Here is a 19940-nt window from a genome sequence, read left to right as displayed (position 1 = left end):
ATGACCACACCGACCCCCGCGAGAAGTACCGCGACGAAACGGATCACGCTGCTGGTGGTGTGCGTGACGACGGCGATGCTCATGCTCGACATCGCCGTCGTCAACACCGCACTGCCGTCGATCGCCGTCGACCTCGACGCGGGCGTCAGTTCACTGCAGTGGGTGATCGACGCCTACACCCTCGCCCTGGCCACAGCCGTCCTCGGCGCCGGGTCGTGGGCCGATCGTCGCGGCCGCCGCCAAGTGTTCGTCGTCGGCCTCGTCTGGTTCACGGGCGCCTCGCTCCTGTGCGCCCTCGCACCGACGATCCGGGTCCTCGATCTCGCCCGGGCAGTGCAAGGCATCGGTGGGGCGGTCCTGTTCGCCTGCTCGCTCGCCCTCCTCGCCGACGTCTTCGACCGAGGGCGGGCGCGGGCGTCGGCCCTGGCCGCCTACGGCGCGACCATCGGCGGCGCCTTCGCGGTCGGTCCGCTCGTCGGAGGTCTGCTCACCGAACTGCTGGACTGGCGCGCGATCTTCTTCGTCAACGTGCCGATCGGTCTCGTGACCCTGCTCCTGACCCTGCGCTGGGTGCCCGAATCGCGAGATCCCCGCCCGCGCGCCGCCGACGTGCCGGGGCAGCTCCTGGCCGCGGTGGGGCTGGCGGCGTTCGTGTTCGCCGTGCTGCGTGGCCACGAGATCGGGTGGTCCGATGCGCAGGCCGTCATCGCCTTCGTGCTCGCTGTCGGTGCCCTCGTCGCCTTCGTCGCGCACGAGATGCGCACCGCCGAACCGATGCTGCCCCGTACCTGCCCGCGACCGTCGCCATGTTCGTCGTCGCCGGTGCGACGGCGAAACTCGATCGTGTCGTCCCTGCGTGGGTCTCGTTGTCGTGCTCACTGGCGCTCGTCGCCGTCGGGTTGCTCATGATGACGGTCGCCGAGGCGGACAGTTCGAAGTACGTACTGCTGCCGGGACTCGTCGTGGCCTGCGCGGCCGCCGGCGTGTTCAACCCGGCGATGAGCGGGATCGTCCTCGGGGAGAGCACCGCGGCGCATTCCGGTCTCGCGGCCGGTATCAACGACGCGTTCCGTCAGACCGGCATCGCCGTCGGCGTCGCGGTGCTCTGGATGCTCCTGCCGGCCGAGTCGCTGTTGCCCGGCGGATCACCGCAGGACTTCGTGTCGGGCCTGCAGGGGGCGCTCGTGGCGGCGGCGTTCGTTGCGGCTCTCGGAACCGTGGTGTGTGCAGTCTGCCTGCGTCCCCGGCCGCAGACCGCACCGGTGTTCGGGGACGCCGAGAGCGACACGGTCGAACTCCAGGCCGTGACGGGATGAGAAGTCGCCGCGCACCCGGCGAAAACGGTCCTTACACTGCAACGATCGCGTAGTTCGGCCGGGGTCGAGGGGGCGCACCACATGATGTACCGACTGCTCGGACCGCTGGAGGTGGTCCGGGTCGCGTCGACGGCCGATCCGGCGGTGCCCTCGTCGGAGTCGCAGGTCGATCTCGGGCCGCGCAAGCAGCGAGCGGTCCTCGCCGTCCTGCTGCTCAACCGGGGGCGGGTGATCTCCACCGACCGGCTGATCGACGCCCTGCGGCAGGACGAGGCGCCTGCCAGTGCGATGGCGAGCATCCAGGCGTACATCTCCAATCTGCGCAGGGTGCTGCGAGGGGAGAGCGGTGCGGCCTCCCCGATCGTGCGCCAGCCGCCCGGCCAACAACACCCTCGAATGGGAGTACGGCACCCTCGCCGGCGCGGATCCCGGCACCGTGGAACCGGATTCCTGGAGCGATCGCGATCGCCGGCGCCCGTCGGGACACCGGGACGGTGATCCGCGACATCGAGCAATGGGCGGCAAAAGGCGCACCCTTCACCTGGACGACCCTCGGGCATCGCACACTCATCGCGCGCGTCGTCGCCGACCTCGCCCTCGTCGACTACGCCGAGATGTTCCTCGAGCTCCTCGATCCGTTCACTGATCGCATCGCGACGGTGGGACAGGTCGGGGTGATCGGTTCGGTGGCGGAGGTCTGCGCACGCCTGCAGGCACTGCTCGGGCGCACCGACTACGCCGCGGCGCTGCTGGATCGGGCCGAGGACCTCGCGACCCGCACATCGAGCCCCCGACGCTGCTGCGGTGCCGGTTACTGCGTGCCCAACTGCGGCCGGACGCGCCCGAACGCAGCCGGGAGATCGCCGCGATCGCCGACGAAGCGGCCCACACCGGCATGCTCGGACTCGCCGCCTACGCCCGCTCGATCCCCACCTGACCGGTTCTTGGCGACCGCTTGGACGGCGGCCCGCGCCACCGCAAGAAGCCGCCAAGCCGGTCCCGGCACTCTTTCGTCGCACCCCATCCAGTGCGACGAAAGGAAGTGCACATGAACCAGCGGACGCCCACCGTCGGCACCGACCCCATCGAGGCTCTCCGTACCGCGGTCACCGGATCGATCTCCCTTCCGGGCGAACCCGGCTACGACGTCGCAACCCCGTGGAACGTGGCGGTGCCGGTCCGTCCCCGCGCGGTGATCGCGGTCGAGAACGCCCTCGACGTCAGCGCCACCGTCCGGTTCGCGGGCGAACACGGCCTGAAGGTGGCCGTGCAGCGCACCGGTCACGGCGCCGTGCCACTCGGCGACGATGTGCTGCTCGTGCACACCGGCCGCCTCACCGAATGCTCGATCGACCCCGACACCCGCACCGCCCGTCTCGGCGCCGGCCTGGTGTGGCAGCAGGTCGTCGACGCCGCCGCACCCCACGGCCTGGCCCCGCTCGCCGGATCGGCACCCCACCTCGGCGCGGCCGGTTTCCTCACCGGCGGGGGCATCGGCCCATTGGTCCGCACCTACGGACTCTCCTCCGACCACGTGCTGGCCTTCGATCTCGTCACCGGTGACGGAGACCTGCTCCGGGTGACTTCCGAACAGCACGCCGAACTGTTCTGGGGCCTGCGCGGCGGCAAGGCGACCCTCGGGATCGTCACCGCGGTGGAGATCGATCTCGTGCTCCTGCCGCACTTCTACGGTGGCGCGCTGTATTTCGACGGCGCCGACGCGGACGCGGTGGCGCACGCCTGGCTGGACCTGTGCGCTGGCCTGCCCGAGCACAGTTCGACCTCGCTGGCCTTCCTTCAACTGCCACCGCTGCCGGGAGTCCCGGAACCGCTGGCCGGTCGCGCCACCGTGGCCGTCCGTTTCGCGAGCGTCGCCGGCGAAGCCGAGTCCGAGGAGATCCTCGGCGCGCTGCGCACGGTCGCGACCCCGATCCTCGACGGCATCGGCACCCTGCCGTACACGGCACTGGGAGCAGTGCACGCCGACCCGGTCGACCCGATGCCCGTCCACGAACACAGTGCGCTGACACGCGAACTGACGCACGACGCGATCGACGTATTGCTCTCGGTGGCGGGACCTGGTTCCCACTCGCCGCAGACCATCATCGAGATGCGGCTCCTCGGCGGAGCGCTGGCACGTGAACCACGGCATCGCAGCGCCTTCTGCCACCGCGACGCCGCCTTCTCCCTCTTCGTCAGCGGCGTCCTCGCGCCACCCTCGGCCGACGTCGTCGTCGCGCACATCCAGGTCATCGATCGGGCACTGGCACCGTGGGCCACGGGCACGTCGCTGCCCAACTTCACCGCCACCTCGGATCCGGACCGCATCGCGCGGACCTACGACGACGACACCACGCACTGGCTCGGCGCTCTCGCCGACAAGCACGACACCCACGGTGTGCTGCGCGTCGGGCAGGTCGTGCGCCGACCCCGATGAGACCGACACCTCCCACCGCGAACCCATCCACTCACGCAAGGCAGGCAATGCGCACTTCTCGATCGATCACCGCACTCGCCTTCTCCACCTGCACCGTTCTGACCCTCGCGGGTTGCAGCGACGGATCCGTCCCGACCGCCGAGGGTGCGGAGACGGCAGGGCACGACCACGGTGTCACCACCCTCTACGGGCCGGAAAACGAACTGGGGGAGGGAATCTCCCGCGCATATATCGTCGTCGATCACGGCGGGAGACCGCGCGAGGTCGGTATCCGGATGTCGGAGTCCGTGCTCACCGGCCTTCCCGAGGGTCCGGGCGTCGGCACGACGATGCTCATGCCGGCTCTTCCCGCGGGTGCTCCGGACACCGGTTCAGACCACGTGATGCTGGGCTGGAACCCGAACGGGCACGACCCGGAGATCCTCTACGGCGCGCCCCATTTCGACATGCACTTCTACACGACGGACGCCGACCACGAGGTGGACCCGGCCGCAACCGCTTTCGCGGCGCGCGCGGCGCGGCTCCCCGAACCCGAGTACGTTCCGGAGGGATACATCCCACCACCCGGTCCACCCGTCGAGAACACCGTGCCGTTCATGGGCATGCACTGGACAGACACCGCGGACGACGTGATCCCCGGCTCCTTCGAGTTCACCGAGGTGCTGCTCAACGGATCGTGGGACGGGGAGTTCATCTTCATCGAGCCGATGATGACGCGGGAGTGGTTGGCGACGAAGCCGTCCCTGCGGGAGATCGTGAAACAACCGTCGTCCTACCGGCGGACCGGCTACTACCCGACGGTGTACACCGTCGACTTCGACGAACAGGCGGCGAGTATGTCGTCGCGCTGTCGGGGCTGACGATGCGCGAGGCCTCGTAGGGACCGCGAAGGTGCCTCGGTGACGTAGTGATGCGAGACTGGGCAACGTGCTGCGAATGGGGTTGACCGGAGGAATCGGCGCGGGCAAGTCGACCGTCGCCAAGGAGCTCGTCGAACTCGGGGCGGTGATCGTCGACTCCGATGTCGTCGCCCGGGAGATCGTCGCTCCCGGCTCCGAGGGCCTCGCCGAGCTCGTGGACGCCTTCGGTGAGGACATCCTGCAGCCCGACGGCACCCTCGACCGTCCTGCCCTCGCCGCGAAGGCGTTCGCCAGCGAGGACGCGCGCGCGGTTCTCAACGCCATCACCCATCCCCGGGTCGGGCGCCGCACCGCCGAGCTGGTCGCCGCTGCGCCCGACGACGCGGTGGTCGTGCAGGACATCCCGTTGCTCGTCGAGGGCGGGATGGCGCCGGCCTTCCACCTCGTCGCCGTCGTGCACGCCGACGAGGCGGAGCGGATCCGGCGTCTCGTCGAACTGCGCGGCATGCCCGAGGCGGACGCCCGCGCGCGGATCGCGGCGCAGGCGACGGAGGAACAGCGACGCGAGGTCGCCGACGTGTGGCTCGACAACACCGGTGATCAGCAGGTGCTGGTCGAGCAGGTCCGGACGCTGTGGAACGATCGCCTGGTGCCGTTCGAGAGAAATCTGCGCACCGGTGTGGTGGTCGAGGCGGATCCGGTTCTCGTGCCCGCGCGCGAGGAATGGCATCGGCAGGCGCAGCGGCTCGTCGCCCGGCTGGCCCTCGCAGCCGGGGGCGCGACGAAGCGTATCGACCACGTGGGCTCCACCGCGGTGCCCGGTCTGGCCGGCGTCGACGTCATCGACCTGCAGATCACCGTCGGCGATCTCGCGGCAGCCGATGCGCTCGCACCCGCCTTGGCTGCTGCGGGCTTCCCGCGCATCGACCATGTGGTGACCGACGATCCGAAACCGTCCTACGGGGCCGGGGGAGAGACCGACCCGGCGGTGTGGGAGATGCGGTTGCACGGCAGCGCCGATCCCGGCCGTCCGGCGCGGGTGGCGGTCCGGGTGGACGGCTGGCCCGCCCAGCAGTTCGCGTTGCTACTGCGCGACTGGCTGTCCGCGGTCGACACCGCGAAGCGCGAGTACGCCGACCTCAAGGCCGATGCCGCAGTCGGGGCGTCGCAGAAGACGGATCGTGCCGAGGCGGCGGCCACCTACGCAGCGCTCAAGGCGCCGTGGTTCGACCGGGCGCATCACCGCGCGTGGGAGTGGGCCGAGAGCACCGGCTGGTCGGCCTAGGGGGTCCGGATCCCGGGCGGAGACCCGCCCGGGAATCTTCCGGGCGACCCGCCCGTTAGAATAGTTGACAGTTCAACTACTTGACGGAGGTTCGACCGTGCAGTTCGGCATCTTCACCATCGGCGACGTCACGCGCGACCCCACGACGGGCCGGGTCCCCACCGAACATGAGCGCATCGTCGCGATGACGAAGATCGCGCTGAAGGCCGAGGAGGTGGGCCTGGACGTCTTCGCGTCCGGCGAGCACCACAATCCCCCCTTCGTCCCGTCCTCGCCGACGACGATGCTCGGCTGGATCGCCGCGAGGACCGAGAAGCTCATCCTCTCGACCGCGACCACCCTCATCACCACCAACGACCCGGTGAAGATCGCCGAGGACTTCGCGATGCTCCAGCACCTGTCCGGCGGCCGCGTCGACCTCATGATGGGACGCGGGAACACCGGACCGGTCTACCCGTGGTTCGGCAAGGACATCCGGCAGGGCATCCCGCTCGCCATCGAGAACTACCACCTGCTGCGACGGCTCTGGCGCGAACGCATCGTCGACTGGGAGGGCAAGTTCCGCACACCGCTGCACGGCTACACCTCCACCCCATGGCCGCTCGACGACACCCCGCCCTTCGTCTGGCACGGTTCCATCCGTTCGTCCGAGATCGCGGAACAGGCCGCCTTCTACGGCGACGGCTTCTTCCACAACAACATCTTCTGGAACAAGGAACACATCCAGCAGATGATCGCTCTCTACCGGCAGCGGTTCGAGCAGTACGGTCACGGTGCCGCAGACCAGGCCGTCGTCGGGCTCGGTGGCCAGGTGTTCATGGCGGAGACCGAGGCCGAGGCGAAACGGATCTTCCGTCCCTATTTCGACAACGCCCCCGTCTACGGCCACGGCCCGTCGCTCGAGGATTTCTCGACGATGACACCGCTGACCGTCGGCACACCCGAGCAGGTCGTCGAACGCACGCTCGGTTTCGCCGACTACGCCGGCGACTATCAGCGTCAGCTGTTCCTCATGGACCACGCCGGCCTGCCGCTCGACGTCGTGCTCGAGCAGATCGAGATCCTCGGCCGGGAGGTCGTGCCGGTACTGCGAGCGGAATTCGAACGCCGCCGCCCTGCCCACGTGCCGTCCGACCCGCCCACACACAGCACGCTCGCCGCGCAGGGAGCCGACTCGGCGCACCGTCAGGTGATCCCGGCCCGCGTCGCCCTCGTGCCGGAAGAGGCGGACGCCCGATGACCCGCCGTATCGTCGTCGTCAGCGGTGGCCTCGCCGAGCCGTCCACCACCCGTCTGCTCGCCGACCGCATCGCCGAGGCCACTCGTGTCGCGGTCGGCACGCGCGGAGACGACGCGGAAACCGAGGTCATCGAATTACGCAGCCTCGCGATGGATCTGGCCACCACCTTCACCGCCGGTGTCCCTACCGCAGCGGTCGCACGAGCCCGTGAACAACTCGCGACTGCCGACGGCCTGATCGCGGTGAGCCCGGTCTTCGCCGCCGGTTACTCGGGTCTGTTCAAGATGTTCTTCGACGCGCTCGATCCGGACACGCTCACCGGTGTGCCCACGTTGCTCGCCGTGACCGCGGGTAGCGCCCGACACTCACTGGTCCTCGACCATGCGATGCGGCCGCTGCTGAGCTATCTGCGTGCGCTCGTCGTGCCCACCGGCGTCTTCGCCACCACCGACGACTTCGGAACAGGCGAGGCCGCCACGGCACTGAAGGGGCGGATCGGCAGGGCGGCGGACGAACTCGCCGAGCAGATCACCCGCAGCACGGGATCACCCCGCGGGTTCTCGGACGCCGTGCCCGCCGGACGGCCGCGCGTGTCGGGAAACGCGGTCCGCACGGACGGGCCGTCCTTCCGGGAACTGCTCGGACGTCACCTGGGGTGAGCCCCGACGTCGCGGACCGGTTCGGTCGTCCGCCGGCGGATGCGCGCTGAGCAGGTTCGCGGCGAGAGCGAAGCTCGGCCGCCGGGCCGTTCGCCCGGTGCAGCCCGCCGAGAACGAATCGGCGACTTGCCGTTCCCTGAAGCCACACCTATAGTTCCTTAAGTTATGGGGTCTAACTCAAGGTGACCGGAGGAACGAGCGGGGTGGCCGGCGTCCGCAGACGTGTACGCAAGATCGACATGGAGGACATCATCCGTGTCGGTCGAGCGATCGGGCTGCGCCAGTTGAGCCTCAACGCTGTCGCCGCGGAACTCGGCGTCTCCACAACGGCGCTGTACCGCCACGTGGACGGTCGCTGGGGACTCGAACTCGTCGTGGGGGAGAGTCTGCTCGGCGATCTCGTTCTGCATGACGATCCGGAGCACGACATCGAACGGCACCTGCTGTCGTTCGGTCTGCAGCTACGCGCGTTCGTCCTTGCCCATGCGGGCCTGGGAACCTACATGCAGACCCTCTTCCCGCGTGGGGAAGCGGGGCAGCGGCTGATGGTGAGCGAGGTCGAGGCTCTCGTGCGCCGCGGGTACACACCCGACGTCGCGGTCGCACTGGCGAGTGCGGTGGCGAGCACCGCGATCAACTTCGCGGTCGCCGAGGAAGCGCAGCTCGAGCGTATCTCGGGGCTCCGGCAGCAACGCGACGACGTCGCCGAACGGCTGAGCACCGACGAACGCTTGGGTGAGGCCCATCGCGACCTTCCGGAATTCGACCACGAAGGATTCTCGACGATGGTCCTCACGGCGACGATCCGAGGTCTACTGGCGGTCGGTCCGGTCGGGCGACCACTGCACGAGGTGGTCGCCGATCTCGGATCGACCGGGATGGGACTGCGATGATGCGGGCCGGATCTCTGCAGGGCAGGCTACCTCGAGTCGGGATCGGTTGCGTCGACGACGAATTCCGGCTTCGGCAGCTCGTCGTTGCCGTGATCATCGAGTTGTTCGATCGGCAGGTCGTCGATGGCGGGGTGCTCGATATCGTTCTCATCGATTCCCTCGACGGGGCAACGAAATCGGTTCGCTCTGCGTCATTGCTCATCCTTCCGGGTTGTCCTCGGCGGTTCGGTGCCCTCCGTGTCGGCGGACCCGACCGTCGGTCGGAGGGCAACCTCTTCGGCGCCGAGCAGTGCCGGACTCAGTAGATCGGCGAGTTGCATACGGGCACGCCTGATCCGGCTCTTCACCGTCTGCACACCCACGCCCTGGTGCGTTGCGATCTCGGCGTAACCGAGCTGCGCATACTCACGCAACACGATGACAACCCGAAACTGTTCGGGGAGAAGGAGAAAAGCTCGCCGGACCACATCACCGTCGACCACGCTCTCGGTGAGAGGCGTTTCCCCGGAGACGTATTCGTCCCTGAGCCGTTCGTCGAGGACCTCACCACGTCGCGTCCGCACGACAGCGAGCGCCGCATTGCTCGCGATGCGATACAACCACGTTCCGGATGCTGCTGTACCACGGAATCTGCCGAGATTCTGCCACGCCGCGATCAGCGCATCCTGCAGTGCATCCTCGGCGTCGTGCCGGTTTCCTGTGATCCGGACGCAGACCGCCCACACGCGTTCCCGTGACGGTGCGACGAGCTCGGCGAACGCTGCCCGATCGCCTGCCCGGCACCGCTCGATCAACTCGGCTTCGTCCATCGAGCCCCCTCGCCATCCCGAGCAGACACATTGCCCCACATGCGCATTCGAGACTCGGTTCGGCGGGCGGCAGAGTTGCGAACGTTTCGCGGCCCGAAGTGGTCGACGCCGTCGGGGGCAGCGTCGACCACCCGTCGACAATACCGCGAGATCAGTTCTCGCCCAAGCCTATCTCCTCGGAGCGGACGAATTTCACGTACTGGGTGGTCAAGCGCTGTGACATCGTACGAAGCGAGTCGTTCTCGGGAGCCTCGTTCCCCACCGGCCGCAGCCCGAGAGTTCGGCCACGTACCGCTCGTGGACCCTCGACCGTCTCCGCGAGCGCAGCCTCGAAGTCCCGGTGCTCGTGCTCACGACCTTCGGCGACGACGAACTCGTGCTCGCGGCCCTACGTGCCGGAGCCCGGGGATATCTCCTCGAGGACGTCACGCTCGAGCAACTCGCCCGTGCGGTACGGACCCTCGAGGAGGGTGGCGCGCTCGTCGCCCCCTCGATCACCGACCGGTTGCTGCGCGCGATCCGCTCCGCTCCACAGCCCGACGACACCCCGGTCGTGCAGGAGTTGACCGAACGTGAACTCGAGGTGCTGCGGTTGATGGCCGAGGGCTTCGGCAACCGCATGATCGCCGACGTGCTGTTCCTGGCCGAGGGCACCGTGAAGAACCACGTGTCGTCGATCCTGCTCGAGCTCGGCGCCCGGGACCGCACGAAAGCGGTCCTCCGAGCCGTGCGGGAGGGAATCCTGCGGTGACTGTCAGATCAGATCCTCGCCGTCCCGTCGGGCCTGCAGCCACTCCTTGAAGAACCCGCGGCAGAGCGCCGCCAGCACACCGGCGACGAGTACGGGCCAGATCAGGACGTAGACGGTCAGTGCGAGCGTGCTCATCGGTTCTCCTTCTCCGGAGTGGTCGCCGCGGCGTCCGTCTCGGACGCAGGGGTTTTCGCCGAGGCAGGGACGTTCGCCGAGGCAGGGTCGGTTTCGGGTGTCACGTCGTCCGCAGCCACGTCGAAGTCACCGACACGCTGCGCGATGACCTCGAAGTCGAAGTTCTCGTCGGAGTTCACGGACATCGCCCAGCACACGACCGTGCTGACCGCGTAGGCGACGAGCGAGGCGCTGAGCACGGCGTAGTCGTGGACCGAGCCGAGCGCGAAGGGCGCCACGACCCCCGCGGCGACGACACCGATGACGCGTGCGGCCCGGAGTCCGAAGAAGCCGAATGCCATCAGACCCGCGATCACGCCGACACCGACGACCGATGCGATGTCCACCGTCCAGGCGAGCACCCCGTCCATCGGGAACCACCCGAAACGCACCGGCAGGAACGCTGCCAGGGCGACGAGCACCGACGTCGTGAACGCCTTGTTGGTGACCTTGTGCCAGTAGAAGCTCGCGATGACGGGGAAGACCAGCGCACCCCAGAGCGCGCCGACGAACACGAGCAGGTCGAGGATGCTCAATCTCATGCTCGCGAACGCCACGGCGGCTGCGGTCGCGACGACCATCGTGGCGCGCCCGATGAAGAGCATCCGCTTGGGATCGGCATTGCGGGTGCCGCCGGCGATGTTCTGGCCGTAGATGTCGGCCATGACGATCGACGACAGCGCCGACAGGTCGGAATCGGCCGTGGACGACAGCGCACCGATGATCATGACGAAGAACACGACGACCAGAGCCGTGGGCAGGAAGGACGCCACCATCTGCGGCACGATGTTGTTGACGTCGCCGTCCATCGGGTCGATGCCCAGGTACAGCGCGAGCACACCGAACATGCCGACGCCGATGACGGTGGCGCCGTAGCCGATCGTCGCGGTGACGAAGGTGGGCTTGATGAGATCCTCCCGCACCGCGAACAGGCGCTGCGCGATCGTCTGGTTGCCGATGGCGTACGCGAGCACGGCGGCGATGTACGGCGCGCCCTGGTTCAGGAAGGCATCGCTGGAGAAGAAGTCGCTCTGCTGGTCGGTGAGGTTCCCGGAACCACCGTCGAACGCGTCGGGGAAGCCGGTGATGAAGAAGACCGCCGGGATGATGACAACGACCGCACCGAGCATCGCCACGACCTGCATGAAGTCGGTGAGCACGGACGCTCGGAAGCCGGACCACAGGGTGTAGAGCAGCACACCGGCGGCGATGAAGACGACACCCTGGACGAAGCCGAACGGCGAGATCAGCGAGATGAGCACACCGCCGGCGATGAAGTTGGACATCAGGCTGATGAGGCTGCCGACGAGATTCGAACCGGCCAGCATGAGCTGGCTCGACCGCCCGTGCCGGGCGAACATGACCTCGGCGAGGGTGTGTGCTTTCGGGGCGACCGCGCGGATGCGCTTCCCGAAGGGGTAGATGAACAGGATCATCAACGCGCCCCACAGCCCGTAGTGGATCGGGCCGGAGATGCCGTAGGTGTATCCGGAGGTCGCCGACGCGTACAGCGAGGACGCCCAGATCCAGGTGGCGGTCATGCTGGCCGCCGACACCCCGAAACCGACCTTGTTGCCGGCGGTCATGTAGCCGTCGGCGTTCTCGTCCTTCTTCCCGATTCGGGCGGAGACGAGAAGCGTTCCGCCGTAGAAGATTACGAGCAGGGCAACGATCGTCGCGGCGCTGAACTGAACGAGCTCGGTGTCGTTCACTGCGACCTCCTTCGTGTTCGCGTCACGTCCGCGGTCGTCGGAGCGCAGTGGAACGCAGGGCGCGCTGCACGCGTCCTGTCTGTCGGTTCCGCTGCGGCGTCGGTCCGATCCACCGCCGGACGGTGGGCATGCGTCGGGCGCCCGATCGGCCACGGGCCGGCGGGCGCGGCATACCGCTCCAGCAGGGCACGCCCGGATCCGGGCGTGTGCCGACGAAGTGATCGGCGGCGTTCTCGTCGGCGCTCGTGGGCTGCACGGGCGCGCGCCGCCGGCGCGAGGGGTGTCCTCGGTCGGGTGATGTGCACGCGGAGGGGCGATCCGGGCCGGCCCCGATGGTCGCCTTCTCGGTGCACTGCTTCGCCGGCCGGGGCAGATTACCATGTCCTTTGCGGCAGTAACTTTTTCGCTCCTGCGCCCCCGCTGTCTGCGCAGGTGACGGCACCTGCGCAGCGGTGGTGCGCGTCAGCGCCAGGAGACGGGCGCGCCCCGCTCCCGCAGCCACGCGTCGAGGTCGTGGCCGTGCGCGGCGATGCCGTCCACCGCCCGCAGTGCCGTGTCGATCGCCGTCTCGGCCGCCGCCGCGTCGATCATCCCGGTGGTGACCGCGACCACCAGTTCGTCGATGTCCTCGACCGTCGTGTCGCGGCCCGTGCGGACGATCAGGTCGAGATAGTGGTCGTGGGAGTACCAGACGTCGCCGTCGCGCCGAAACTCACCGACGTCGACGTAGCGGTCCTGGTCGCGTTCGTTGCCCGGCGTGAAATGGAAGATCGAGGCCCGCAGACGCAGGTCCGGCAGCAACCACGATTCGAGATAGTGGAACTGCGGGTGGTCGGACGATCGCGCCATGTACAGCCCCCACTCCTCGACGCGGTACTCGTCGACAGCCCGCGCGAAGCCCTTGGGGTCGATGTTGGTCTTCGTGGCGACGTCGAAGATCTCGGTCTTCACGGGATGCGGGGTCGCGGACACGGGATGCACGCTAGCGTGCGAACCGCGCCGCACGCAGGACCGCGATGCGTGTCGGTGGGAGCGCTTACTCTGGATTCCATGGCGTTCGCAAGTGAGCATCCCGTCGTCGCACACTCCGAGTTCCGGCCGGTGGGTGAGATCGAGCGCACCGAGGCCCGTTTCGAGGTCGTCAGCGAGTACGAACCGGCCGGCGATCAGCCGGCCGCCATCGACGAGCTCGAGCGCCGGCTGAGGGCGGGGGAGAAGGACGTCGTCCTGCTCGGTGCCACCGGTACCGGCAAGTCCGCCACCACCGCGTGGCTCATCGAACGCGTCCAGCGACCCACCCTCGTGATGGCGCCCAACAAGACCCTGGCCGCGCAGCTCGCCAACGAGCTGCGAGACATGTTGCCCAACAACGCAGTCGAGTACTTCGTCTCGTACTACGACTACTACCAGCCCGAGGCGTACATCGCGCAGACCGACACCTACATCGAGAAGGACTCGTCGATCAACGACGACGTCGAGCGGCTGCGGCACTCCGCCACCTCGTCGCTGCTGTCCCGCCGCGACGTCGTGGTGGTCGCGTCCGTCTCGTGCATCTACGGTCTCGGTACCCCGCAGTCCTATCTCGACCGGTCCATCCAGCTCGAGGTCGGTGTGGAGGTGCCGCGCGACGCGCTGCTGCGCCTGCTCGTCGACGTCCAGTACGCCCGCAACGACATGGCGTTCACCCGCGGATCGTTCCGCGTCAAGGGCGACACCGTCGACATCATCCCCGCCTACGAGGAACTCGCCGTGCGGATCGAGTTCTTCGGCGACGAGATCGACGCGCTGTACTACCTGCACCCGCTCACCGGCGACGTCGTGCGCAAGGTCGACTCCCTGCGCATCTTCCCGGCCACCCACTACGTCGCCGGTCCCGAGCGCATGGAACGCGCGGTCGCGAGCATCGAGGCCGAGCTCGAGGAGCGCCTGGCCGATCTGGAGAACCGCGGCAAGCTGCTCGAGGCGCAGCGTCTGCGCATGCGCACCCAGTACGACATCGAGATGATCCGGCAGGTCGGCTTCTGCTCCGGCATCGAGAACTACTCCCGCCACATCGACGGACGACCCGCCGGGTCCGCGCCGGCGACGCTCATCGACTACTTCCCGGAGGACTTCCTACTGGTCATCGACGAGTCGCACGTCACCGTGCCGCAGATCGGCGCGATGTACGAGGGCGACATGTCGCGCAAGCGCAACCTCGTCGACTTCGGTTTCCGTCTCCCGTCGGCGGTCGACAACCGGCCACTGACCTGGGAGGAGTTCGCCGCCCGCATCGGGCAGACGGTCTACCTGTCGGCCACCCCCGGCCCGTACGAGCTCGGACAGACCGGCGGCGAGTTCGTCGAGCAGGTCATCCGCCCCACCGGCCTCGTCGACCCGCAGGTCGTCGTCAAGCCCACCAAGGGGCAGATCGACGATCTCGTGCACGGGATCCGCGAACGTGCCGAGCGCGACGAACGCGTCCTCGTCACCACCCTCACCAAGAAGATGGCCGAGGACCTCACCGACTACCTGCTCGAACTCGGTATCCGGGTGCGCTATCTGCACTCCGACATCGACACCCTGCGCCGCGTCGAACTGCTGCGACAACTGCGCCTGGGCGAATACGACGTGCTCGTCGGCATCAACCTGCTCCGCGAGGGTCTCGACCTCCCCGAGGTGTCGTTGGTGGCGATCCTCGACGCCGACAAGGAAGGCTTCCTGCGGTCGACGACCTCGCTGATCCAGACCATCGGCCGCGCGGCCCGCAACGTCTCGGGCGAAGTGCACATGTACGCCGACAAGATCACCGACTCGATGGCGCGGGCCATCGAGGAGACCGAACGGCGGCGCGAGAAGCAGATCGCCTACAACACCGAACACGGTCTCGATCCGAAACCGCTGCGCAAGAAGATCGCCGACATCCTCGACCAGGTCTATCAGGAGGCCGAGGACACCGAGGCCGTCGAGGTGGGCGGCTCCGGCCGCAACGCTTCGCGTGGTCGCCGAGCCCAGGGCGAGTCCGGACGGGCCGTCAGCTCCGGTGTGGTGGAAGGTCGCGACACCTCGACGATGCCGCGCGCCGAGCTCGCCGATCTCGTGCAGCAGCTCACCGACCAGATGATGCAGGCCGCCCGCGACCTGCAGTTCGAGTTGGCCGCACGGCTTCGCGACGAGATCTCAGATCTGAAGAAGGAGCTGCGCGGCATGGACGCCGCGGGTCTGAAGTAGTCGCCCGGCCCGATCGGCGCCGGAGAATCGGTAGGGTCCACTCCCATGGATCCCTCTTCCGCCGGGCGTGCTGCCCGCGCACTCGAACTGCTGCACTCGGTCGTCTACTTCGCGCCGGAGATCGCGGGTGAACTCGCCGCGCTCGGTGTCGACGGACCGGCTGCGCAGTACTTCGGTGGGCGATCGGCACCCCTGGGTGCCGTCGGCCCCGGGGTCGTGACCGCGACGTTCTGCAGCTTCTCGCCCCGCCTGGTGGCATCGGCCGTCCCGGCAGTGTGGGAGACGGCCGAGCCGGCCACGATCATCGCGGCGCGGTTGCGGGCTCTGGACGCACTCCATCGACGGGTCCTCGGGCAGGACGTACTCGGCTCCGCGGAGATGAACGAGGCGGCGGACCTCGCGGCCACCGCGGCGCGGGCGATTCCCGGCCCGGACGGTCGCCCGCTCTACGCCGCCTACGCCGACCTGCCCTGGCCCGAGGAGGCGCACCTGCGCCTGTGGCACGCCCTGACCCTGCTGCGCGAGTATCGCGGCGACGGTCATATCGCGGCCCTGCAGACGGCAGGGCTTTCGGGGCTCGATGCGCTCGTCACCCACACGGCGACCGGTATCGGGTTCGCCACTGATCCGGCCCGGAAGCTGCGGGGCTGGTCGCGGGACGAGTGGGCGGACGCCGAGAAGGGATTGCGCGGGCGCGGCCTGCTCGACAAGCGCGGCGAGCTCACCGGTGAGGGCTTCGAGGTCCGCGAACTCGTCGAGGATCTCACCGACGACCTGGCGGTCGCGCCGTGGACTGCGCTCGGTGAGGAGGGGGTGGAACGTTTGCTCGACCTCGCGTTGCCGTGGCGCGACGCCTTCGTCGACGCCGAGGTATTCCCTGCCGGCCTGTTCGGCCCGCGTTACGGTGACGCGCGGTAACATCAAACCTGATTGTGGGATGAGACCCAAACCTCCCACCCGGGCCGCCCATCCCGCTACTGTCGACGCAGCGTATGGCGGGGGAGCGTGCGTGTCCTCCGTCGACGACGGCATCGGCGGCCCGCGTCGATGGACCACACACTCGATGGAGGATGAATGAGCGCCTACCGGACCATAGTCGTCGGAACCGATGGTTCCGAATCGTCGTATCGGGCCGTGGAGAAGGCAGCTGCTCTGGCCGGCGACGCGGGCGCCCAACTGGTGATCGCCTGCGCCTACTACCCGGCCGACCCCAAGGACACCGCACAGGCCGCCGACGCGCTGCGCGACGAGGCGTACCAGGTCACCGGCTCGGCACCGACCTACGAGATCCTGCGCACCGCACGGGAGAAGGCAACCGTCGCCGGCGCCCGCAAGATCACCGAGCGGCCCATCGTCGGTGCACCTGTCGAATCGCTCCTCACGCTCGTCGAGGAGGTCGAAGCCGATCTCATCGTCATCGGCAATCGCGGCCTCAACACGCTGACCGGGCGGCTGCTCGGCTCCGTCCCCTCGGACGTCGCCCGCAAGGCCCTGTGCGACGTGCTGGTAGTGCACACGGTCCGCTGACGGATCAGCAGTACTCCTCGCGGGCGGTTTCGAGATAGCGCGCGGCGGCGTCGTCCGCCGACATGCGCGAACCCGAGGCGCCCGCGGCGTAGGCGGCGATCGGCCGGAGCGTGACGAGGACGTCGTGCTCCGGCACGCCCGCGCGCAACTGGTCGCACACCCCTCGCACCACCGCAAGCACCGTGTCGTCCGTGACGTCGGCGACCAGACCGGACGCCTCCAGTGCCTCCTTCACCCGCAGAAAACGCGCGTCGGGCGGCGTCGACGAGGTAGGGGATACCGACGTCGTGGACGTCGTGGCCTGCGCCTCGTCCTGGGTCGGCGTGACCGATCCGCACGCGGCGGAGACGAAGAACCCGCTCAGCGCCGCGATCGCAGCGCACCCCGCTCGACGTATCCGGTGGTGCGCTGCCCGATAGGCCACGTGTTCGTTCCCTCCGCGGATGATCCGTCCCATCTCCTTGCCCCGAAGGACGGTACCGTCCGGTGGCCGGTCCCGGGGTCCGCTCGGCGGTGTCGGCCGAACCGTGTCGGTTCAGCAGCGTGTCGGTCCGGCGATACCGGCCAGCACCTCCGGCAACGCCTCCGAGTGCACCACCCCGAGACGCTGGGTAGCGCGGGTCAATGCCACGTACAGGTCGTTCATCCCGCGTGAGGAATCGGTGAGAATCTCCGCAGGTTCGACGAGCAGCACCGCGTCGAACTCGAGTCCCTTGACCTCCTTGACGGTCGCGACCGTGACCGACTCGGACGCGAGGTGCTCCCACGCACCCACGAGTCGCGCCGGGGCGAGCACGGCAGTCGTACCCGGGCCGGTCTCCGCCTCGAGAGCTGCCTGCACGGTGGCGAGCACCGCGTCCGCCTCGACGTGCTGCGACCACGGCTCGAAACCGGACTCGCGCACCGACTGCGGCGGCACCTGGTCGGGATCGATCTCCGCGAGCACCGCGTGCGCGATCCGCATGATCTCCGCCGGCGTGCGGTAGTTGACCGTCAGTTCGGTCTTCTTCCACCGGTTCGCGACATACGGTTCGAGAATCTGCTGCCACGACTCGGTTCCCGCCGGATCCCCGGTCTGCGCGGTGTCGCCCACCAGGGTCATCCAGCGATTCGGGATGCGGCGCATGATCGTTCGCCACGCCATCGCCGACAACTCCTGCGCCTCGTCGACGATCACATGACCGTACGTCCAGGTGCGATCGCCGGCCGCCCGCTCCGCCGTGGTCTCGTGACGACGGTGGTTCTGCCGTTCGGCGAGCTGGGTGGCGTCGATCAGGTCGTACGCCATGAGCAGTTCGGGATCGAGGTCGTCCTCGAGATCCTGCGGTGCCGAACCGGTGAGGATGTCGAGTGCGCCCTGCGCGTCGGCGATCTGCTTGCGCCAGCGCCGCTTCGCGCGTTCGCGTTCGGCGGCGTCGTCCACCCCGAGCAGTTCGGCGAGCTCGTCGAGCAGTGGAGCGTCGGCGGCGCTGAAGTGTCCCGATGCATCGGGACGGTGCAGCGCATCGATCTGCTCGTCGGTCAGGGCCGGAGCCGCCGACGCGATCCGGTCGCGGGAGGCCAGCAGATCCGAGAGCACCTGCTGCGGGGACAGTTCCGGCCACAGCGCGTCGATCGCACCGACGATGTCGGGATCCGAACGCATCTCGGACCGGATGTCGTGGATGTCCTCCCGGCTCAACAGGTTCGCGCCACCGAGCGGGTTCGATCCGATGATCCCGGCCAACTGGTCGGCGAGGGCATCGATCACACCGTTCACGAAGATCGGCCGGGCCAGGTTGTGCGGCCGACGGGACGACCGGGCGCGACCCCGCGCACGGGTCACGATCGTGCGGTCGAGGGTGAGCGCGTAGGTGTCGAAACTCAGCTGCACGGGGGATCGGGGCACCTCCTGCCGGTCGCGGACCGCCTTCTCGAGCACCTTCACCATGTCCAGGGAGCCCTTCAGTTCGCCGGCCATCGGATCGTCCTCGATCGTCGGCGTGACCCCCGGATACAGATCCCCGACCGTCGACAGCAGCACGCCGGTCTCACCGAGCGAGGGCAGCACCTGACCGATGTAGTCGAGGAAGCGGCTGTTCGGACCCACGATCAGCACGCCGCTCTTGGCCAGTTGCTTGCGGTAGGTGTAGAGCAGGTAGGCCGCGCGGTGCAGCGCGACCGCGGTCTTGCCCGTGCCCGGACCGCCCTGGACGACGAGCACACTGCGATGCTCGGACCGGATGACCGCGTCCTGCTCGGCCTGGATCGTCGCCACGATGTCGTGCATCTGCCCGGTACGCGCGGCGTTCAGAGCGGCGAGCAGCGCCGATTCTCCGGCCACGCCACCGGCCGGTGGGGTGTCGGCGTGCTCGAGCGCGGCGTCGAGGTCGAGGTACTCGTCGTGCAGTGCGGTGACGGAGCGGCCGCGGCTGCGGATGTGGCGGCGCAGCACGACACCGTCCGGAGCGGCGGGGGTCGCGAGGTAGAACGGGCGGGCCTGGGGTGCGCGCCAGTCGAGCAGCAGCGACTCGTAGTCGTTGTCCTCGTCGAGGATGCCGAGGCGGCCGATGTAGCGGGTCTCCGCGCCGTCCTCCGTCACGGGGCCGGAGGTGTCCGTCCCGTCGTCCCGCACATCGATGCGGCCGAAGCACAAGCCGTGCTCGGCGGCGTCGTACTTCGCGATGTCCTCGGTGTACATGTGGGTGTACGACTCGCGTTCGCTGCGCGCCTGCGGGGTGCCTCCGGTCTCGCGCAGCACGCGGGCCAGCCGGGTCTTCGCGTAGTCGCGCAGACCGTCGAGATGCGTGTAGAGCATCGCCACGTAGGCCTGCTCGCGATCGAGCTCCGGATGGGACGCGCCATCAACCGGCACAGGGACTCCTCGGGGATAGACAGGACGAGATCGCTCGCCGCCGCAGGGGTGACGCGTCGACGAAAGTGCCCGAGAAGTCTAGTCGCCGCAGGAGGAAAACGGGCAGAAAGCCTGATCACAGCAGTGGGGGGGGGTGGGGATCCCTCACACCCCCACCACCCTGGCTTTCCCGGATACCTTTTCTTTTCGATGTTCTTCTCTCGTTCATTCCCG

At 68.6% G+C, this 19940-nt stretch carries 19 protein-coding genes and 1 pseudogene; 14 read left to right on the top strand and 6 right to left on the bottom strand.

Annotated elements, in window-relative coordinates; genetic code table 11:
* The 10 genes and pseudogenes from ACQR3U_RS10690 to ACQR3U_RS10645 all read left to right on the top strand — a co-directional run bounded on the left by ACQR3U_RS10690 (nt 1) and on the right by ACQR3U_RS10645 (nt 8690).
* A complete protein-coding gene (locus ACQR3U_RS10690; RefSeq protein ID WP_230810525.1) occupies nt 1–909 on the top strand; it encodes an MFS transporter in 909 nt (302 codons plus the stop codon).
* Nucleotides 906–1316, top strand: coding sequence for a hypothetical protein (locus ACQR3U_RS10685; RefSeq protein ID WP_230810526.1), 411 nt, complete (start codon nt 906–908; stop codon nt 1314–1316). The genes ACQR3U_RS10690 and ACQR3U_RS10685 overlap by 4 nt, the downstream gene beginning before the upstream one ends.
* Before the next feature lie 81 nt (nt 1317–1397).
* Nucleotides 1398–1697, top strand: a pseudogene (locus ACQR3U_RS10680) (AfsR/SARP family transcriptional regulator); the annotation flags it as partial.
* A 113-nt stretch (nt 1698–1810) separates the two neighbouring features.
* Nucleotides 1811–2368 carry a hypothetical protein gene (locus ACQR3U_RS10675; protein WP_230810527.1) on the top strand — a complete coding sequence of 186 codons (558 nt, stop codon included), beginning with the start codon at nt 1811–1813 and terminating at the stop codon, nt 2366–2368.
* Nucleotides 2365–3753, top strand: a complete 1389-nt coding sequence (locus ACQR3U_RS10670) for an FAD-binding oxidoreductase (protein ID WP_230810528.1) — start codon at nt 2365–2367, stop codon at nt 3751–3753. The genes ACQR3U_RS10675 and ACQR3U_RS10670 overlap by 4 nt, the downstream gene beginning before the upstream one ends.
* A gap of 47 nt (nt 3754–3800) precedes the next feature.
* Complete coding sequence (locus tag ACQR3U_RS10665) at nt 3801–4613, top strand: DUF5602 domain-containing protein (protein WP_230810529.1); 813 nt, start codon at nt 3801–3803, stop codon at nt 4611–4613.
* Nucleotides 4614–4680: 67 nt separating this feature from the next.
* Nucleotides 4681–5898 (top strand): dephospho-CoA kinase, encoded by a 1218-nt coding sequence (gene coaE / locus ACQR3U_RS10660; protein ID WP_230810530.1) that lies wholly within the window; start codon nt 4681–4683, stop codon nt 5896–5898.
* A 97-nt stretch (nt 5899–5995) separates the two neighbouring features.
* Nucleotides 5996–7138: an LLM class flavin-dependent oxidoreductase gene (locus ACQR3U_RS10655; protein ID WP_230810531.1), complete on the top strand. Its 1143-nt coding sequence runs from the start codon at nt 5996–5998 to the stop codon at nt 7136–7138.
* Nucleotides 7135–7797, top strand: coding sequence for a CE1759 family FMN reductase (locus ACQR3U_RS10650; protein ID WP_033097666.1), 663 nt, complete (start codon nt 7135–7137; stop codon nt 7795–7797). Before ACQR3U_RS10655 ends, ACQR3U_RS10650 begins: the two co-directional genes overlap by 4 nt.
* Nucleotides 7798–8036: 239 nt before the next feature.
* On the top strand, nt 8037–8690 hold the full coding sequence (locus tag ACQR3U_RS10645; protein WP_230810532.1) for a TetR/AcrR family transcriptional regulator: 654 nt from the start codon (nt 8037–8039) through the stop codon (nt 8688–8690).
* Between the two features lie 191 nt (nt 8691–8881).
* Here ACQR3U_RS10645 and ACQR3U_RS10640 read toward each other — a convergent pair whose 3' ends face one another.
* Nucleotides 8882–9499, bottom strand: a complete 618-nt coding sequence (locus tag ACQR3U_RS10640; protein WP_308251508.1) for an RNA polymerase sigma factor — start codon at nt 9497–9499, stop codon at nt 8882–8884.
* Between the two features lie 340 nt (nt 9500–9839).
* On the opposite strand from ACQR3U_RS10640, the gene ACQR3U_RS10635 reads away from it, so the two are divergent.
* Nucleotides 9840–10250 carry a LuxR C-terminal-related transcriptional regulator gene (locus ACQR3U_RS10635; RefSeq protein WP_230810533.1) on the top strand — a complete coding sequence of 137 codons (411 nt, stop codon included), beginning with the start codon at nt 9840–9842 and terminating at the stop codon, nt 10248–10250.
* Between the two features lie 3 nt (nt 10251–10253).
* Here the strand turns inward: ACQR3U_RS10635 and ACQR3U_RS10630 are convergent, their stop codons facing one another.
* The 3 genes from ACQR3U_RS10630 to ACQR3U_RS10620 all read right to left on the bottom strand — a co-directional run bounded on the left by ACQR3U_RS10630 (nt 10254) and on the right by ACQR3U_RS10620 (nt 13117).
* Complete coding sequence (locus tag ACQR3U_RS10630; protein ID WP_006553992.1) at nt 10254–10385, bottom strand: putative transporter small subunit; 132 nt, start codon at nt 10383–10385, stop codon at nt 10254–10256.
* A complete protein-coding gene (locus ACQR3U_RS10625; protein WP_230810534.1) occupies nt 10382–12136 on the bottom strand; it encodes a sodium:solute symporter family protein in 1755 nt (584 codons plus the stop codon). The genes ACQR3U_RS10630 and ACQR3U_RS10625 overlap by 4 nt, the downstream gene beginning before the upstream one ends.
* Before the next feature lie 462 nt (nt 12137–12598).
* A complete protein-coding gene (locus tag ACQR3U_RS10620) occupies nt 12599–13117 on the bottom strand; it encodes a DUF402 domain-containing protein (RefSeq protein WP_037216870.1) in 519 nt (172 codons plus the stop codon).
* 69 nt (nt 13118–13186) lie between these two features.
* On the opposite strand from ACQR3U_RS10620, the gene uvrB reads away from it, so the two are divergent.
* From uvrB to ACQR3U_RS10605, 3 genes are all read left to right on the top strand, one after another.
* The gene (gene uvrB, locus ACQR3U_RS10615) at nt 13187–15346 is read left to right on the top strand and encodes an excinuclease ABC subunit UvrB (RefSeq protein WP_006553989.1); all 2160 of its coding nucleotides are present in this window, start codon (nt 13187–13189) and stop codon (nt 15344–15346) included.
* A 45-nt stretch (nt 15347–15391) separates the two neighbouring features.
* Nucleotides 15392–16264, top strand: coding sequence for an SCO6745 family protein (locus tag ACQR3U_RS10610; protein WP_230810535.1), 873 nt, complete (start codon nt 15392–15394; stop codon nt 16262–16264).
* A 156-nt stretch (nt 16265–16420) separates the two neighbouring features.
* Nucleotides 16421–16873 (top strand): universal stress protein, encoded by a 453-nt coding sequence (locus ACQR3U_RS10605; RefSeq protein WP_006553987.1) that lies wholly within the window; start codon nt 16421–16423, stop codon nt 16871–16873.
* Between the two features lie 4 nt (nt 16874–16877).
* Here ACQR3U_RS10605 and ACQR3U_RS10600 read toward each other — a convergent pair whose 3' ends face one another.
* Both ACQR3U_RS10600 and ACQR3U_RS10595 read right to left on the bottom strand, forming a co-directional pair.
* Entirely contained in the window at nt 16878–17297 is a 420-nt protein-coding gene (locus ACQR3U_RS10600) for a DUF732 domain-containing protein (RefSeq protein WP_033097705.1), read from the bottom strand.
* Nucleotides 17298–17408: 111 nt separating this feature from the next.
* Nucleotides 17409–19727, bottom strand: a complete 2319-nt coding sequence (locus tag ACQR3U_RS10595) for a HelD family protein (RefSeq protein ID WP_006553986.1) — start codon at nt 19725–19727, stop codon at nt 17409–17411.
* Between the last annotated feature and the right edge of the window lie 213 nt (nt 19728–19940).

It is taken from the genome of Rhodococcus sp. IEGM1339 (assembly GCF_050321925.1).
Classification (GTDB): domain Bacteria; phylum Actinomycetota; class Actinomycetes; order Mycobacteriales; family Mycobacteriaceae; genus Rhodococcus; species Rhodococcus pyridinivorans.
The sequence above is the reverse complement of the archived record's forward strand: the minus strand, read 5'-3'. Positions and strand labels throughout refer to the sequence as shown.